General features: G+C 35.6%; 21 protein-coding genes. 3 read left to right on the top strand and 18 right to left on the bottom strand.

What is annotated here, in order from left to right; all coding sequences use genetic code 11:
- Positions 1–476: 476 nt before the first annotated feature.
- From AC13DP_RS01850 to AC13DP_RS01860, 3 genes are all read left to right on the top strand, one after another.
- Entirely contained in the window at positions 477–1,691 is a 1,215-nt protein-coding gene (locus tag AC13DP_RS01850; protein WP_483067213.1) for a phage integrase SAM-like domain-containing protein, read from the top strand.
- Between the two features lie 94 nt (positions 1,692–1,785).
- Positions 1,786–2,691, top strand: a complete 906-nt coding sequence (locus AC13DP_RS01855; protein ID WP_483067214.1) for a hypothetical protein — start codon at positions 1,786–1,788, stop codon at positions 2,689–2,691.
- Between the two features lie 3 nt (positions 2,692–2,694).
- The gene (locus AC13DP_RS01860; protein ID WP_274971743.1) at positions 2,695–3,474 is read left to right on the top strand and encodes a hypothetical protein; all 780 of its coding nucleotides are present in this window, start codon (positions 2,695–2,697) and stop codon (positions 3,472–3,474) included.
- A 117-nt stretch (positions 3,475–3,591) separates the two neighbouring features.
- Here AC13DP_RS01860 and AC13DP_RS01865 read toward each other — a convergent pair whose 3' ends face one another.
- The 18 genes from AC13DP_RS01865 to AC13DP_RS01950 all read right to left on the bottom strand — a co-directional run bounded on the left by AC13DP_RS01865 (position 3,592) and on the right by AC13DP_RS01950 (position 17,194).
- Positions 3,592–4,365 carry a M90 family metallopeptidase gene (locus AC13DP_RS01865; RefSeq protein ID WP_274971744.1) on the bottom strand — a complete coding sequence of 258 codons (774 nt, stop codon included), beginning with the start codon at positions 4,363–4,365 and terminating at the stop codon, positions 3,592–3,594.
- 12 nt (positions 4,366–4,377) lie between these two features.
- Positions 4,378–4,590: a heavy-metal-associated domain-containing protein gene (locus tag AC13DP_RS01870; protein ID WP_008616468.1), complete on the bottom strand. Its 213-nt coding sequence runs from the start codon at positions 4,588–4,590 to the stop codon at positions 4,378–4,380.
- 20 nt (positions 4,591–4,610) lie between these two features.
- Entirely contained in the window at positions 4,611–6,869 is a 2,259-nt protein-coding gene (locus tag AC13DP_RS01875; RefSeq protein WP_483067215.1) for a heavy metal translocating P-type ATPase, read from the bottom strand.
- A gap of 164 nt (positions 6,870–7,033) precedes the next feature.
- A complete protein-coding gene (gene merTP / locus AC13DP_RS01880) occupies positions 7,034–7,612 on the bottom strand; it encodes a mercuric transport protein MerTP (RefSeq protein WP_240462945.1) in 579 nt (192 codons plus the stop codon).
- Between the two features lie 35 nt (positions 7,613–7,647).
- Positions 7,648–7,917, bottom strand: coding sequence for a thioredoxin family protein (locus AC13DP_RS01885; protein ID WP_072316380.1), 270 nt, complete (start codon positions 7,915–7,917; stop codon positions 7,648–7,650).
- Positions 7,918–7,985: 68 nt separating this feature from the next.
- Positions 7,986–8,372 (bottom strand): metal-sensing transcriptional repressor, encoded by a 387-nt coding sequence (locus AC13DP_RS01890; RefSeq protein ID WP_483067216.1) that lies wholly within the window; start codon positions 8,370–8,372, stop codon positions 7,986–7,988.
- Between the two features lie 19 nt (positions 8,373–8,391).
- Entirely contained in the window at positions 8,392–8,613 is a 222-nt protein-coding gene (locus tag AC13DP_RS01895; protein ID WP_347407125.1) for a GDCCVxC domain-containing (seleno)protein, read from the bottom strand.
- On the bottom strand, positions 8,613–9,242 hold the full coding sequence (gene merTP, locus AC13DP_RS01900; protein ID WP_331810553.1) for a mercuric transport protein MerTP: 630 nt from the start codon (positions 9,240–9,242) through the stop codon (positions 8,613–8,615). The genes AC13DP_RS01895 and merTP (AC13DP_RS01900) overlap by 1 nt, the downstream gene beginning before the upstream one ends.
- Before the next feature lies 1 nt (position 9,243).
- Positions 9,244–9,615, bottom strand: coding sequence for an ArsR/SmtB family transcription factor (locus tag AC13DP_RS01905; RefSeq protein ID WP_273420625.1), 372 nt, complete (start codon positions 9,613–9,615; stop codon positions 9,244–9,246).
- A gap of 314 nt (positions 9,616–9,929) precedes the next feature.
- On the bottom strand, positions 9,930–10,493 hold the full coding sequence (locus AC13DP_RS01910; RefSeq protein WP_331810552.1) for a DUF305 domain-containing protein: 564 nt from the start codon (positions 10,491–10,493) through the stop codon (positions 9,930–9,932).
- A gap of 149 nt (positions 10,494–10,642) precedes the next feature.
- Complete coding sequence (locus AC13DP_RS01915; protein WP_347407126.1) at positions 10,643–11,209, bottom strand: helix-turn-helix domain-containing protein; 567 nt, start codon at positions 11,207–11,209, stop codon at positions 10,643–10,645.
- Positions 11,210–11,447: 238 nt separating this feature from the next.
- Complete coding sequence (locus tag AC13DP_RS01920) at positions 11,448–13,250, bottom strand: efflux RND transporter periplasmic adaptor subunit (RefSeq protein WP_286949753.1); 1,803 nt, start codon at positions 13,248–13,250, stop codon at positions 11,448–11,450.
- Between the two features lie 4 nt (positions 13,251–13,254).
- Complete coding sequence (locus tag AC13DP_RS01925) at positions 13,255–13,965, bottom strand: PepSY domain-containing protein (RefSeq protein ID WP_286949756.1); 711 nt, start codon at positions 13,963–13,965, stop codon at positions 13,255–13,257.
- 6 nt (positions 13,966–13,971) lie between these two features.
- Entirely contained in the window at positions 13,972–14,454 is a 483-nt protein-coding gene (locus AC13DP_RS01930) for a YybH family protein (RefSeq protein WP_286949758.1), read from the bottom strand.
- Positions 14,455–14,471: 17 nt separating this feature from the next.
- The gene (locus tag AC13DP_RS01935; protein ID WP_286949760.1) at positions 14,472–15,023 is read right to left on the bottom strand and encodes a potassium channel family protein; all 552 of its coding nucleotides are present in this window, start codon (positions 15,021–15,023) and stop codon (positions 14,472–14,474) included.
- Positions 15,024–15,569: 546 nt separating this feature from the next.
- Positions 15,570–16,130, bottom strand: coding sequence for a DUF3347 domain-containing protein (locus AC13DP_RS01940; RefSeq protein WP_008610779.1), 561 nt, complete (start codon positions 16,128–16,130; stop codon positions 15,570–15,572).
- Positions 16,131–16,153: 23 nt separating this feature from the next.
- The gene (locus tag AC13DP_RS01945; protein WP_483067217.1) at positions 16,154–16,606 is read right to left on the bottom strand and encodes a heme-binding domain-containing protein; all 453 of its coding nucleotides are present in this window, start codon (positions 16,604–16,606) and stop codon (positions 16,154–16,156) included.
- Entirely contained in the window at positions 16,607–17,194 is a 588-nt protein-coding gene (locus tag AC13DP_RS01950) for a DUF3347 domain-containing protein (protein WP_013073633.1), read from the bottom strand.
- Positions 17,195–17,232: the final 38 nt, after the last annotated feature.

Genomic DNA, 17,232 nt, shown 5'->3' on the forward strand with positions numbered 1-17,232 from the left:
TTGTTGAAGAACAGGCAGATCCGATTTTAATTTATGTACCTTCCTTATGGCTGAAATAGCAGTCACTCAATATTTTAGAAAGCCAGACTTGAATAAATAAAAGTTGCTTTCCATCAGTAATAAAGAGGAAATGGATACTACGTTATTATACCAGTAAATTCCAAATTATGACGATATTAAAATTTTAAGAAGAATTCCCTGATGAAAATTCATGTCATACCCATATGCGCAAGTCTAGCGTATATTGCACCAAATTGAAACAAAGTCATTCATTTTCAATTGATTATACGATTCTACATTTTCTTTAATATCATCTAATATCAATTGATTTCAACATTTGTTGTACCTATGTTGTACCTGAAAAGAACAATAATTTCGTATCTTTATGGTGTACTTAGGTAAAGGAATACATTCAAAATGGAATGTTGTACCTATGTTGTACCTGATTTGACTTTCGTACTCAAAACAGGTCAATTATGTCATCAAACGCAAAGATAGTTCTACGTAAAAAACCAAACAGTAAAGGGCTTTACCCATTAGCTGTTCGAATTACAAAAAATCGTCGTTCAACATATCAATATATAGGTCATTATATTGACATAGAGGATTGGGACGAAAAAAATATTCGAGTAAGAAAGTCTAATTCAAATGCTGATAGTTTAAACAAGTTGCTATCACAGGAACTCTCGAACGCCAATAAAGCACTTATTGACTTACAATCCGAGCATAAAGATGCATCTGCCAACCAAATCAAAAAAGAGATATATGCCTCGGGAAACTCTGCTACCTTTTTTGAACTAGCACAAGAGCATCTGGACGAACTGAAAATCTCCGAAAAATTAAACCGCTTATCTACGGATAGTGCTTTGGTTAGCTATATCATAAAGTTTAATAAATCAAAACAGTTGGCTTTTCAGGAAATTAACGAACGCTTCCTAAAAAAGCTGATGATATATTTGAAAGCCAAACACGAACTTTCAGAAACATCAGTAATGAACATCTTAGTCCTCATTAGGTTGTTGTTCAACAGAGCTATTAAGCTCAAAATAGTTAGTAGGGAATTATATCCTTTTGGTGGTGACAAGATTAAAATTAAGTTTCCAGAAACAAGCAAAGTCGGGTTGAATATTATTGAAGTAAGAGCCATAGAAGCTCTTGAGAATTTAACTTTGAGTGAAATACACACTCGAAATGTCTGGCTCTTTAGTTTTAATTTTGCCGGAATGCGAGTTACCGATGTATTGTGGACAAAGTGGTCTGACATATACGACAAAAGGTTGCATTATAGAATGAACAAAAACTCAAAATTACTATCATTAAAAATTCCAGATAAGGTTTTCAAAATTTTAGATTATTACAAAGAAGACAAAAGATATGCAACCGATTTTGTTTTTCCTGAATTGAAAAAAGCGAATCTCGATGATGCCAAAGATGTCTATAACAAGAGAAAGACAGCCACCAAGAAATTTAATGACAACTTAAAATCTATAGCTAAAAAGGCGAAAATTGATAAGAAAATCACAATGCATATTGCGAGGCATACCTTTGGCAATATTGCTGGTGATACCATCCATCCCTTAATGCTGCAAAAATTGTATCGTCATAGCGATTTAAAAACCACATTGAACTATCAAGCTAATTTTATTCACAAAGAAGCAGATGATGCTTTGGATAGTGTGCTAAATTTTTGAACTATTATTAGCAGCCATCTGAAAATATTTTAAAGTCATATTTCAACATATTCAATTGCCATTCCCTTACCTTTGCCAGCATAATTTTATGTTTATGGTGTTAAAGGTTAAATGGACTGAATTTAAAAGTAGTCTTGAAAGTTTTCAGTCCGAAGGAAATGCGCTTATTGAGAAATATAAAGCAGCAAGAACTGAAGATTTATTAAATGAATTGAAAGAGGAAAAACAATCGTGGGAAAGCGATGTAATCAGTTATGTAAAGGCTTCTTTTGACCCTGAACACACCAATTTTGCATACGAGTTTAAGGCTCAACAAGGGTATAATTTCGGAATGAAATTAGGTGTCGACCAAAGAGTCAAAAACACTATTCAAACCATCAAAGATGAAATTAATGGGCTTGATTACTATTTAAAAATATTATCCATTTCAGATGCTATTGTGCGAGCTGATGACATTGATTTAGAAGAGCGTAAAAACCTTGATACCGAAGGCATTCTTGACCTTATACTTTCTAAACTATATGAACTGTATAATGATGGGAAATACTATTCTATTAAGTGGATTCTTGAAGGTAACGGCCTAAAGTTGAGTGGGCGTAGTGAAGATTGGGACTATGGTAGAATGCTTGAAGAACGAGGCCTTATTGAGACTATGAATGGTCGTGAGGTAAATGCCAAACTAAAACTTGAGGGAAAGTATGCCATTGAACAAGCCAGAAAAGCACAGGTGCCCGACTACTCAAAAATTAGCGATTCTGATGAAGAATTAAAAGAACTTTTGAAAGAGATATTATCCGAGATTAAAAAATCAGGATATGGTCAACAAATCATCTTCGATGAGTTTGATGAGTTGCGCAATGACATTCCGCATCTAAGCAAAAAATCGTTTGGTCAGTTATTAAAATCAAAACTTGGCGATTTGGTCGCAGCCAAAGCCTTTGACAAAACTTTGGCCAGCGACATATTTAAACAATTTACTGACCAAATATTTCCATTTTAACGTATGGGAATATGGGCAGACATTAAAAATAGAATAGTTCAATTCTTCCGAAAAGAACCACCACTGGAATATGAGGTAACAGAATATGTGTTTTCGGACAGACAACCTCTTGATGGTTCTTCGACCATTTCATTTTTCGTAAACAATCCCAAGCCAGATGTAAGTGTTACCAGAACTTTTGATAGTGAAGACCAAGCTGTTAATTGGCTTATGGAAAATCGAGATTTCAAAAAGATGTTATTTAGTAATGTATTTCCATCCGCAAATTCGGTGAAATACCAATGTGGCGTTAAAGAACCTATCACAATCCCAAACAAAATGCCAGGGGATATTGACATTCTTCTGTATGAACAAGGAAAGGAACAAAATGCGGTTGGAATAGAATGTAAAATAGTAAAAACCGAATCGCTTGAAAATCAACCACCAAAAATAAACAAGATTACAAGCGTTCAAAAAAAGGGAACTATTCAGGCAAATGGATATACCGAAATTGGATTCAACAGGGTTTATCTGCTAATCATACTATTGGATGATGGCCGGCATTACAAAAACCCCAATGTTATGTTCAGAACTACACCTTTTAAATGGTTGAAAGAATTGTATGGTTTTGACTGGCAAACCCGAATGAGTGATGATATTGGAATTATTTACGTTCACATAAATCAATTTACTACTAACCATATAAATCAGACCAAAGGATTGGGATTGCGTGTAGAACGTGAAGCAATACCAATTTTACAACCTGAAGAACTAACTGATAAAATCAAAAAACTGGATTCATAGGATAATTTGAAACGTAAAGGAACTTGCAGGATATGCGGAAATCATAGTAAACTAACGTTTGAGCACGTTACACGAGAGTGTAAACTGAACTCTCTATAGTTTGCCTGATTCATTTTCTCAAGTGCTCGGTTCTTGCCTAAAACATTCCACCAACATCCCATAAAGTTCTGGATGTTTTCTTTTTAGTAAATCCGCTCGTTCAAAAAAATACTCTGAAGCAACCGCAAAGAATTCAGCTTGATTTGTTCCACCATATTTACGAATATCTGAATGGTTATCGTTAATCTCTTCCATTTCTTTATGGATTAAGTTTAACCAAGGTATGGCATATTGATGTTCCATTAGCCGCTCTGGCACACCGTCTGTTCTATCGTCCAACTTATCTATAAGGTGCACAAATTCGTGTATGCCAGTATTGCTTTTATCGGTTGTATTTTTAAAGCCGTGGTACAATGCTTTCTTGGAAAGTATCATCTGTTTCTCGAACCTTCCATTTCCAACTATTCCACCAATATTCCGTGAGTTATCCTTACTGCTAAATTGCATATCCTCATTAAAATTATCAGGATATAAAAGGATGCCACTTAAATTTGTGTAGTGCCATTCCTTGAAGCCAAAAACTGGAATGACGGCACTTGCTGCAATTAAAACCTTATCCAACTCTTCCAGTTCAAACTGCACAGCATCGATATAGACCTCACTTAAAAATAGCATCATTTTTTGCTGAAAAATTAGCTGTGCGTCTTTTGATAGATTTCTATAAAACAGCACATTATCCGTCAATAATTTATGCCAATGTTCTGGAAATGGTTTTACACTATGACGTTTTGCTTTTCTATAAAAATGAACAGCAAAAAGAACAATCACAACCGAAATAAAAATATAAGCCATATTAAAAACGTATTAATCTACAGGTTCGGCCTTAAATCCCACTTTTTGCAAAGTCGCCTTTACATCTTCTTCGGTTACACCATCGCTTTCAATGGTTAGGATTTTATCAGGATTAGAGGTATCTACTTCCCAACTTTCTACACCTTCTTGTTTGTTTAAAAAAGGGGTGACTTTTGATACGCACCCACCACAATTGATATTTGTTTTAAATTTTAAAGTTTTCATAGTATTGAATTTATTTATTATTAAAGTTTTACTCGTTTAAGTCTTAAGCTATTTGCAACTACGGATACACTACTGAATGCCATTGCTGCACCTGCAATCATCGGATCCAACAAAAACCCATTTACAGGATAAAGAACTCCCGCTGCAATTGGAATGCCAATAATGTTGTAAATAAATGCCCAGAATAAGTTCTGACGTATGCCCAACACGGTTCTTTTTGATAGTTCCAATGCTTTTGGGATAGATTGTAAATCTGATGTTATCAAGGTCATTTTTGCTACATCCATTGCGATATCCGAACCTTTGCCCATCGCAATACTCACATTGGCTTGCGCCAGGGCGTGCGAATCGTTGATACCATCGCCCACCATTGCTACTATCTTTCCGTCCGCCTGTAATTTTTCGACAAAAGCCGCTTTGTCCGAAGGCATCACTTCTCCTTGGTAATTTGTTATTCCTACTTGTTTTGCGACAGCAGATGCGGTTTTATTGTTATCTCCAGTAAGAATATAGACCTCAATGCCTCGTTCTTGAAGTGTTGCTATGGCCATTTTTGAAGTTTCCTTAATCTTGTCTGCAATGGCGAGTATCGCCAGCACTTGTTTTTCATTGCCAAAGAAAATGACGGTTTTCGCTTGCTCTTCGAGACTTTCTGCTGTTTGCATCAAGGAAGCATCGATTTGAATATTTTTCTCAAGCATTAGTTTATGGTTTCCAACATAGTATGGTGAACCATTTTCTGTTTGAGCTTTCACACCTTTTCCTGTAATACTTTCAAAAGAAGCAATTTCAGCTTTTTCAATATTTTCATCTTTTAAGTGATTGACTACAGCTTCCGCCAAAGGGTGTTCTGATTGTGCTTCAATAGCTAGAAGAACTTTTTTGTATTCGTTGATATCTTCGAGTTTATCCTTCCAAAATATATCAGTTACTAAAGGTTTTCCTTCTGTAATTGTACCTGTTTTATCAAGAATGACAGCATTCACTTTATGACCGAGTTCTAAACTTTCGGCATCCTTTATAAGGATATTATTTTCTGCGCCTTTACCAATTCCCACCATAATGGCGGTAGGTGTTGCCAATCCCAAAGCACAAGGACAGGCGATTACCAATACTGCTACAGAGGTCAATAAGGCTTGTGAAAAGGCATTATCGCCTCCTACTGACATCCAGACAATGAAGGTTACAATGGAAATACCCAATACCACAGGAACGAAAATACCGGCAATCTTATCGACCAGTTTTTGAACGGGTGCCTTACTCCCTTGCGCTTGCTGAACCATTTTAATGATTTGGGAAAGCAGGGTTTCTCCACCTACTTTTTCAGCGGTAAATTGAAAACTTCCTTTTTGATTAACGGTACCAGCGAATACCTTTTCCCCTTGGGATTTCTGAACTGGAACGGGTTCTCCAGTAATCATACTTTCATCTACATATGAGCTTCCCTTGGAAACTTCGCCATCCACGGGAATCTTTTCTCCGGGACGCACCAAAATGGTCTGACCAACCTGTACGGATGAAATAGGGATTTCCCTCTCTTCCCCATTCTCAATAATTTTAAGGGTTTTAGGCTGAAGCCCCATTAGTTTTTTAATGGCTGAAGATGTATTTGATTTTGCCTTTTCTTCCAATAGTTTCCCCAAGGAAATAAAGGTGATAATCACGGTAGCCGCTTCGTAATATACGTGAGGCTCGATGCCACGACTTAACCAAAATTCAGGAAAAAAGGTATTGAATACACTAAAGAGGAAGGCGATTCCGGTACTCAACGCCACCAAGGTATCCATATTTGCTTTACCGTGTTTGGCCTGCTTGAAGGCATTGATGAAAAAACTGCGCCCAAACCAAAAAAGAATTGGAAAGGCCAATACCAATGAAATCCATTTGCCTGGTTCCCATTGCATATAGAACATTCCCAACACAAAAATGGGTAGCGTAAGTATCGCCGACCAGATGGTTCGGTTTTTTATGTCCTGATAATGCTTTTGCTGAAGTTCTTGCTGTACTTCCGAAGGGTCTTCGGCATCAATTATAATATCGTAACCGACCTCACGAAGCGCGTTTTGAAGTTGATTTGGACTCAACTCCTTGTCATATTCCACAAGAACGGAACTATTGGCAAAATTAACACTTGCATCAAACACACCTTCTGTGTGTTTTAATACAGATTCAACACTCGCTGCACAAGAGGCACAGGTCATTCCCGTAACTGGAAATGATTCTTTCACACCCTGTTTATGATTCTTCTTTTTGGTTTCAAATATGTTGATTGTCTCCATAAATCCGTTCTTATTTGTATGTTACAAATTTCAGGATTAAAAGACTGTAATGTGTTACGTTATATGCTGAATGATTTGTAGAATTTACTCTTCACGAATTATTACTACCAATTGGATAAGTCGTTTTTAATTTATCTTTTATCACCGCAATGGATACGTGTCTATCAGTCTCTACTATTTGTAATCAAATACCCTTTTGATTGAATGACCTTTTTTATCTCATCGACATTCGTTTTAGTGGTATCAAATTCTATAATTGAAGTCCCTTCTTCAAAAGACGTAGATACATTTGTAACCCCGTCAATTTTGTTTACCGAATGGTTGATGTTTTCTTCACAACCCGAGCATACCATCCCTTCAATATTCAACTTTACAGTTTGAATATCGGTATTGTTTGTTGCAACAATTCCTACTTTCTCCGTTGAATGAAATATTTGTGGATAATAAGAAACCAATGTCATTACAACAACAAACACTGTAACCAACCACAAATAGAATTTCGACTTAAAAAATGATGGCTTAGCCATATCACAGTTACCACAATCGTCCACCTTCTTTTTTTTATAAACCTGATAAAAGGCCAGTCCCAATGACAAAAATGCTATAACCAACAGATAAGGTTTCAAGGCAATAAGCCAAGAAAAATAGACAGAACTTCCACTAATACCAGCTACACTTGTAAGTAGCAAAGGACCCCAGCAGCATAGTTTAAGGGAAACTGCTGAAAATACAGCAGTCCCCATAGATGTTTTTTTGTTCCATTTAGTAATTGCCATACCTAACAACTTCCTATTCCCGCGTTTACCAAATCCTCTTTTGTGATTTCGATTTTGGTGCAGCAATTCAGTAGTTTTCCGTCCACAGCAATGGCGGGAACTCTTGTAACCCCATATTCCTTCATTTTTGAAACACAGATTTTACTTTCGCATTGCTCGGACAGATTATGAAGTGTGATTTCGCAGTCCTTTCCTGCTGTCTCTTTTACTAATTGCACCACAGGCTCGCATACCGGGCAACCTGCTGTAAAAATCTCGATTTGTCGTTTCATCTTATTTAAGTTTAAATTAATAATGGAACAAAGATGAGAACGTGAGGTAGGGGGTCACCAAACTTTTTTTAACCTTTTTTTTCGTTGTAGTCTTTTAATCTGGTTTCAATAGTTTGGATTTCTTTTAAGCGATTGGTCAAATCGGATAATTCCAAATTGGGGAATTCACTTTTTAAATATTCAATTTTATCTTCATTGCCACAATTTCCTGGGCAAGAGTCCACGGCCTTTACAATTCCAATAGCAAGTGCTTTTCGATAGACTTCATCCAGCAGTAAGTAATGTGCTTTTTGAATCCCCTTATCAATGGATCTGAACTGTATGTTTATTTGTTCGGGGTCCTTTCCTTCATCAAGCATTTTAACAATGCCGTTTATTTGACCACTCAAAGTTTTTAATCTGGATTTAATATCCAAGATTAAATCAGTAGGTAATTTGTACTGTTCCATATTCATAATTTGTCCATTATAATGTTTAGCAACAACTTGAATTATTACATCTTTTATTTTCTTGAATTGGTGGGCAGGCCACAGTACCGTAAGAACAATAAACACAACAATCACCTTCTTTTGGTCGTAATACTTTTTTACAATTCTCACACTCGTAAAAGAATTGACAGGATTCTGTTGGCATTTGCTCTACTTTTTTGTGTCCGCAGTTTGGGCAAGTTATTTCTGATTTTAACTGGACTTCCATTAGTTTTCCTTTTTGTTGGTTACTTTATAACCTGTTGCGTTAATTGCTTTCTCGATTTCCGTTTCATTGGTTTTGGTTTTGTCAAACTCAACGATTGCATTTCCGTTTTCGTAGGATGCTTTTGAACGTACAATTCCATTAAGTTTGTTTATTTCGTGGTTTACGTGTTCTTCACAACCCGTGCAGGTCATCCCGCTGATTTTAAATTCAGTGGTTTTAATGTCTGATTTGTCAACTATGATTATTTGCTTTTCTGTATTTGGATAAAAAATCCCTGAATAGTATGGGAAAGCCAACATTATTATAGCAAGTAGAGTTACTGTTCCTAAAAAGGTTTTTGATTGAATAAATTTAGGCCTTCCTGCCTTACCGGCAGGAAGGTCATCTGTCTCACATTCACAGTCAATTTCTTTTTGGGGTTTTAGTTTTTGATACCAAGCAAAACCAAGCACCAAAATCGTTAGCCCTACTAAATAAGGTCTGAAAGGTTCTATCCAAGAGAAAGTTGAGGCAATTCCGCTTATGCCAGCAATCAATGCCAAAACTGGGGTTATGCAGCATATTGATGCCGCTATTGCTGAAATTATTCCAGTGTACGCTACTGTATTTGATGATTTTTCCATATTCATTCTATGCTACTTTTTTGTTTTCTTTAAGCCTGCCGAAAATTCCTTCCAATACCTCGCTTGAATCTTTGACCAAAGAGTAATACAACGTTTGACCATCTCGTCTCGAAGAAATCAATCCGGCATCCTTCATCTTTCGAATGTGTTGTGAAATTGCTGGGACACTCATTTGCAGTATATCTGAAAAATCACAAGGACAAAGCTCACCTTCCTCGTTTAGCAGGAAAAGTATCTTCAGTCTGGTCTCATTACCTGCCAGGGCCAGTACCTTGCCAACACTAATGATTAATTCTGAGGTTGTATTCAAAATGTTACGACAACGCATCAACTGCTTCTGGTCTGCCTCGGCACGGGTGCAACTTAATTCAAGAGCCATAATTAAAATTTTAGCAAATTTATACTTATATTATTATTTAAGCAAATACTTAAATAAAAAAGCTAACACATCATTCAAATTAACTATAACTTAAAATCTCAAATGTTATATTCTAAAAGTAAATGTAGTTTTTGGGAAAAAATCAATCTACCATTCTCGTTAAGAATCTTTTGCAGGCTAGCAATCAATTTTTTTGAATTCATCAACCTCTAAAAGAAAAAAGATTTTCAACCTCTAAAGCCTTTCCCTAATTGGAAAGATTATTTAAGGTAAATCCTTTTTCTTTTTTTAATCGATGATGTATACTTAAGTTCTTAATCGTTTAGATTCTTTGTTTCCTCGGTAAGTGAACCTTCAAATTTGGGAATTGGGCGATTCTTTCTCTCCTCTTCTGTTTCCACTATTCCATTTTCCTTGATGTCATTGATTAACCATTGCATTTCCATTATTTCCCTACGTTGCGCCTTGATGATTTCATCGGCAAGTTTCCTTACCCTGACATCTTTTATTTTAGAACGTTCGCTAGTTAAAATAGCTATAGAGTGATGGGGTATCATTCCTTCCATATAGTCAACACCAGTAACTGTTATTTGACTTCGAACTAGCCAAATCCCCCCTGCAATCAATAAAACCCCTAGACTCAAAATCATAATATTCTTGTTTCTCTCTTTGTACATATTTAACATATACAGAAGCATAATAATGACCATCGACCCACCCATAATCAGGGTCATAAAAAAACGGGTCTCACTGTACCAGAAATGGTCAATAATCTGATACGAGTGTGTGTACATCAAAAAGAACATCGCAATCATTGAGGTGCCAATCATTGCGAAAAATTTTAAATAATTATTTGGCTTTTTTTCGTTGTTTTCCATAGTTTATATTTTTGGTTATTTTAATTAGTTTAATTTATTAAAATTAAGATTTATACAAAACAAGTATTTGCTACATTAGGTAATACTTTAACTCTTTTAAAACACTAATCGATTTTACCACATAAAAGTGGCATTGAACTCTCAATATCCTAAAATTCATCAAGCGATTTTCTGTTCTTATCTCTATTATTTTTAAACTGTGTAGGTGTCATTCCCGTAACTTTTTTAAACTGATTACTTAAGTAAGCAACACTACTATAGTTTAACATAAAAGCTATTTCACTTAAGGTTAACTCGTCATAAACGATGAGTTCTTTAACACGCTCAATTTTTTGGTTAATGATAAACTGTTCAAAAGTGATACTCTCTACTGATGAAAAAAGTGAGCTTAAATATTTATAGTCCAGGCGCAATTTTTCACTAATAAAGTCTGCCCATTTAATGTTCAAATCTTCTGATGAGTAATAAATTTTGTCTACCACTAAGGTTTTCATCTGTTCTATAAGCTGACTTCTACGGTCGTTGATTAGACTGAATCCAACATCTTGTAGTGCTTTGGAAAATTTGTTTTTATTTTCTACGCTTAAAGATTTTGTTAATTCAACTTCTCCCAATTTTATTGAGCTATATGGTATCTTCAGTTCTTGTAACATATTAGATATCGCAGAGATACATCGTGGACATACCATATTCTTTATGTGAACTTTATAACTCATTTTTTTAAAACAACTTTAACCCAGCTTTTGAAAGTGAATAGTAATACGCTGCAATAGCGGCTATAATAAATATGATGATTAGGGCCAATATTCCAATAATTCTATCTTTTTTAGTGATATTGTTCTTGGTTCGGCGCTTATTTCTTTCAGCTTTTCTCCTATTTCTTCTACTTTCACTCATCATCGCTCTTCTTACCATTGCATATATTTCTTTATGGAACTCTTATTTAAGGCTGACCTATTCTATGGTCTCCCTTACTTCACCACATTTTAACATTGCTTCTCCGTAATACGGATTGCGAATTTCTTCTTCAAGGCTTAACCAATAAGCACCTTTATTGTTATCTGCCATAGGGCAATACTCGCTATAGACTTTTTGGTTTACCCCAAAAAGTTGTACAGCACTTATCATATGTGCAGAAAGGTGCTTAAAATGTCCTCTTTGTGCCGCTATATCTGAATTGTTTTCAATAGCATTTGCAGAATTTTTTACCTCTTTTTGGATTGTCATCCAATGGTTATGTGCTTCTTCATCGGACAATAATTTCATATTTACTTTTGCTAAATTCTGACTTATTCTCTTTGCAGCAGTTTGTGCTTCTTCAGAGTTGTCATCAACTAGAGCATCCTTTAATAGAATATAGCCATCAAAAACCTCTTTTAATTGGCTCTGAAATTTATTAGGAACTTCAATTCTCCTGTTCATCTCTGAATGATTGGTGCTGTTCATCTTTTCCCCTGAACCGTCATTTTGCATTCCTAGATGGCCTTCGTGTCCTGTCATAGTTTTTCCCCCTTCAGCATTCATCATTGATTTTTTGCCTTGCAATTGTGCTGCTGCATCTACAGTGAATGTTCCATTTGTCACTACTTCATCACCATTTGCAAGTCCCTCAAGAATGGTATAACTCTCACCATTGGTATTACCCAATAAAACTTCTCTCATTTCAAAGACAGGTTCGTTCGGTTTTGTTTTAACATAAACTACAGACCGTTTTCCTGTCCACAAAACAGCGGTAGCAGGAACGGTTACTGCACTTTTAGAACCCGATTGAATGCCTTCAATCGTACCTTCAACAAACATTCCAGGTTTAAACTTATCCTTCTTATTATTTAGTACTGCTCTTACCACTATTGTTCTGGTTGCAGAATTGAGCAATGGGTCTATAAATGAAATTTTAGCATCAAAAACTTCATTACGGTAGGCATTTGTCGTTATTTTAATGGTTTGACCTTCTTTTAATAATGCTATTTGATTTTCGTAAACATCAAACTCCGCCCAAACGGTGTTAAAATTTGCTATCTTATATAAAGGTTGTCCTTGCTTAACGTAGTCACCTTCTTCAACCATTTTATGAGTTACCGTACCTGAAACAGTAGCAAATACAGGGAAATATTCTTGCACTTTTCCAGCAGATTCAATAGCGTTAATCTGTTTCTCTGAAAGTTTCCATAGTTTAAGTTTATTTCTTACGGCCTTATAAAGTTCTGGTTGTGATTCTTTAAGTGAGGACGCCGTTAGTAGTTCTTGTTGTGCAGCAACTAATTCTGGTGAATAGATAGTAGCCAAACGTTGTCCTGCACCTACACGTTCTCCTGTAGAATTAACGTATAATTGCTCTATTCTACCACCAAAGTAGGTAACTTGTACCGCATTAGATTCTTCATTGGGCCTAATCTTACCCGATAGCTTTAATGAGTTATCACCCATTTGTCCCTGCCCTACAACTGAGGTTTGAATATTAGCCAAAGCCATAGCATTTTCTGTCATTTTAATCTCATTAGCATTGAGACCATCTGCGCCTGCTTCTGCTGGTATTAAATCCATTCCGCAAATAGGGCAATCTCCTGGTTCCGGTTGCATAATCTGTGGGTGCATCGAACAAGTCCACATTTGGTTAGTAGCGATTTCCTCTGAGTGGTTGTGACCATCCATAACTGTGTTTGTTGCTGTATCAGCAGAACCTCTACCGAAAATTAGATAGCCACCAAACAGGCCAACAATTACCGCAACACTTATGTAAATAATGTTTTTATTCATAATATTACTTTTTTGTTCTCTTATTTATTTTTCTAATTGTAGGTGATGATGTATACCAAAGTAAAAAACCACTCAATACGGTTATTAATCCCAACAATGAGAATACTCTTAAAACAATGGTATTAAAATTATCTCGTCCTTGATAATCCATAGTATGTGTCATCCATAAAAAATCGAACCAACGCCAATCTCGGTGGCGAACTGTTTGAAACGCTCCATTTTCAATGGCCACATAAGCTTTAAGATTTTCATTAGTTTTATATGAAATCTCATAAGCTGGCAGAGGTCTTCCCCTGTATTCGTGGTGGTCGCTTACTGATTCAATTCTTTGTATTTTATCTATTTTTAAATCTGACAACATATAGCGCTCAGCCACTTTAATTGCTTCTTGCTCAGTAATCCCGTTCTTTTTAATGCCTGAAACCGCATTGTACAAGTATTCTTCATTTATCCAATAATAAGGTTCGCCAGCTATTTCCAACAGTTCTAAGTTTTGAATTGGTCTCTCTAAGTTTAGTTGAGCAGTACCTAACAGGTTATTGAAGGATGTTTGTTTAGGTTTCTCTTTCTTAAACTGGTCTCCGTGGATATCATCAATATCTGTCCAACTAAAATACAGACCACTAATCGTCCACATTAGGAATTGAATCCCAATAAAAAGACCTAAATATCTATGTGCCTTTCTAATTTTTAGTGCTGTTTTTCTACCTACCATTAACAACTACTTTTTGTTTCTTGATGAAGAATGTGTTTTAATAATTTTCCATTGGCCATCTATTTTCTTTAGAATTGAGGTTGCTACTCCTTTTTTCTTAATAGTTCGGGACTTACCTGTTTCGTCTGGATTTAATACGATGGTGTAAACATAGGTTTCTGTAGTAAATGCGTAGGGTGCATCTACTTTCACATCGATTTTATAATCTGAAAAAGTAAAACTTTTAAAGTGCCCCAGTTCTTGACCTAGATGGTGTTCTATGTAATGCTCATAGGTACCCTCAATACCGCCTGATTCATATACCTCGGAATCTTTTGCAAACAACTCAAATGTGCCTTTGGTAGTGAGATTTTGCAATGCATCTTTGTACGATTTCATTATTTTTAGAACAGCTTCTTTATCTGTTGTACTCCCTGCATTTTGGCTAAAGATTTGGCCAGTGGTAAACAGAAGTAGTATTAAGGTTGTTGCTAGTTTAAGTGTTTTCATTTTCAAAGTTTTTGTGATTATTTATTGACGTGTATTCTATTAATGTTGGCAATACCAAAAACCAAAACCAAAAAGCTCAAGAAAACCTCCATAATTACCAAGAGTTTACCAGGAATTGTTAATGGCACTATATCTCCAAAACCAACAGATGAAAAAGTGATTAGGCTGAAATATGTAAACTCAAAAAACTCTTTAAAAAATGAACCTTCAAGTGATGTTGCAGACTTAAAATTTTCTGAATTCAATACGTACAACGCCAGATAATCTGCCGAAAAGGAAACGATAATCAAGACAATTAATACGGCGAACAATGTAAGAACGTGTGTGAGTTGATGGCTTTCGCCTATTATTTTACTTAATTGTATAAAAGTGAGCCTAACAATGAATATCGTTTTGGCCAAGGCTAACCCAACTACTAATACTGGTAGAAACAAGCTGTCGGGGTTTTCATTAACCCATAATACATAACTTAAGGACAAAAGCGTAACTACACCAGCAGTGAACAATACTTTTTTAAAGAGCTGTTCGTAAAACCCCGTGTCTTTAGGTATGTTGGTTATATCGTCCATATTCATTGTGTTCTAATCAAATAGCTGAAGTGCCAACGCACCACCAATTATTACAATCAGTATTGTATACAGTATGTAATTAAACCATCTTCTAACAGCAGATTTTTCTGCTTTGTGGTGGCATCCGTCTTTACAACAGTCTTTCATCGTTTTAAATTCTAATTCTCACTGCAAATTCCAACTATTAATACTTGAAAATGAGAGTTAAACTCTATCCATCAATCAAAAAACAGGTTTCACTCCCATAATCAAGTACTTCTAAAAGAATTTCTCCTTTTCAAAAGTTTGTATTTTGCCCGATAAAGGAAGAGGGATACTATAATTCTAGGGGGATTTAATCCCTCTCCTTTCTTAACAGGCTGCTATTAACCAAATCAATCTTTCTTTTTCTATTATCTTGTGCCTGACACGGGAAGGAATTAACACTAACCATCAACATTTTCCTTCCCACGACAGGACTTTTTAACTATCCTGACAACCTAGTATCTTCTATCCTCTGTTAACTAATAAACCATCACGATAGGTAGATTGCTTGAGATAGATTATCTATTGAATTGTCTTTTGAACTTTCCCACATTTAAGCATTTTGCTGCCATAGTAGGGGTTTTTTACTTCATTACTTGTACTTAACCAAGCACTTCCTTTATCGTACATTGGGCAAAATTGTTCATATAACGTGCTTTTTGTACCCGTAATAGCTACCATATCAGTAATATCCTTACTTAACGTTTTAAAGTGCTCGCGTTGGTGGTCTATCGCACTTTCAGAAATATGTTCTGCGTGCTCGGTAGCATCTTCTATGATATCGGCCAGCTCTTTTTGTTGTTCTTTTGAGTAACTACTCTTATCGAATTTTTTAAGAGAGGCTACCAATTTAGAACCTGATTGTGCCGCTTTCTTGGTGTCATCGCCTACCAAAGCATCTTTCAACATAAAATAATCGGCAAGAACCGTTTCTGCCGCTGGATTCATTTTGTCCATTTTCATTTTACTATGATCCATTTCCATTTCACCGTGCTTGTGGTTCATTTTTTCTTTTTCCTGGGCGTTGGTAAAAGAAACTGCTAACAATAGCATTACTGCTATACTCATTTTTAAATTTTTCATTTTTATTATTTTTAAATTATTGTTTATAAACTATCTTTTAATTGTGTGATAAAATTGATTAATTCTTCTGCCTCCGCTTCAGAAAACTTAGCATCTTTATGTATCAAAGTGTAAGAATCCAAAGGCATTTCTCCGCTTTCTATCTGTTTGATAATTGATCGAAGTTTACTTGATTTTCTTCGGCTTGAAAGCGAATCCCATTCGTTAAAATTAAGTTCGGCCTTGCCTTCTTTAATGTGGTCTTCCAAAAACCAAGCAGCGGGTTGAATCTTATTATACCAAGGATATTGCGTATTGTTACTGTGACAATCATAGCAGGATACCTGTAATTTTTTCTGAATAGTTTCAGGAACATTATGTACCAACATAAAATCAGTTTCGGGAACCGTATAACTTTGATTGCGTTCCGTGGGAATAAATTGAATCCCCACAAACCCTACCAGTGCTATTATTGCTATGATTTTTACAATTTTCATTTAATTGATTTCCTTTTGCATTTCACCACAGGTCAACATTTTACTTCCATAATAAGGATTCTTAACGTCCTTGCTCATACTTAACCAATTACTACCTCCATCATACATTGGGCAGAATAGTTGATACAAGGTGTTTTCTGTACCGGTTATAGCAACCATATCTGTTACATCCTTACTTATGATTTTAAAATGTTCTCGCTGGTGTGCTATATCACTTTCTGAAATATGTTCTGCGTGTTCTGTGGCATCTTCCATAATATCCTTGAGTTCCTGTTGCTCACTATCTGAATAGCTGGATGCATCAAAATTTCCAAAAGTACTTGCAAGCGTTGCTCCCAATTCTTTTGCCTTATCATTGTCATCGCCTACAAGTGCATCTTTCAAGTTGAAATAATCTTTCAGGATTGCTTCTGCTTTTGCGTCTTGGTTGTCACTCATTGCCATATCATCTTTGTCATCCATAGACTCTTGGTACATCTCATTGCTCATAGGTGCAGCTGGTTCATCTTTTTTTCCGTCCTTACAGGATATAGCCGTAAGGGTTAAGGTCATTACTAAAATACCGACGGTCATTTTTAATTTTTTCATTTTAATTTCGATTTTAATAGTTAATATTTGATTTTAAT

This window comes from Zunongwangia sp. L-65 (assembly GCF_056859415.1).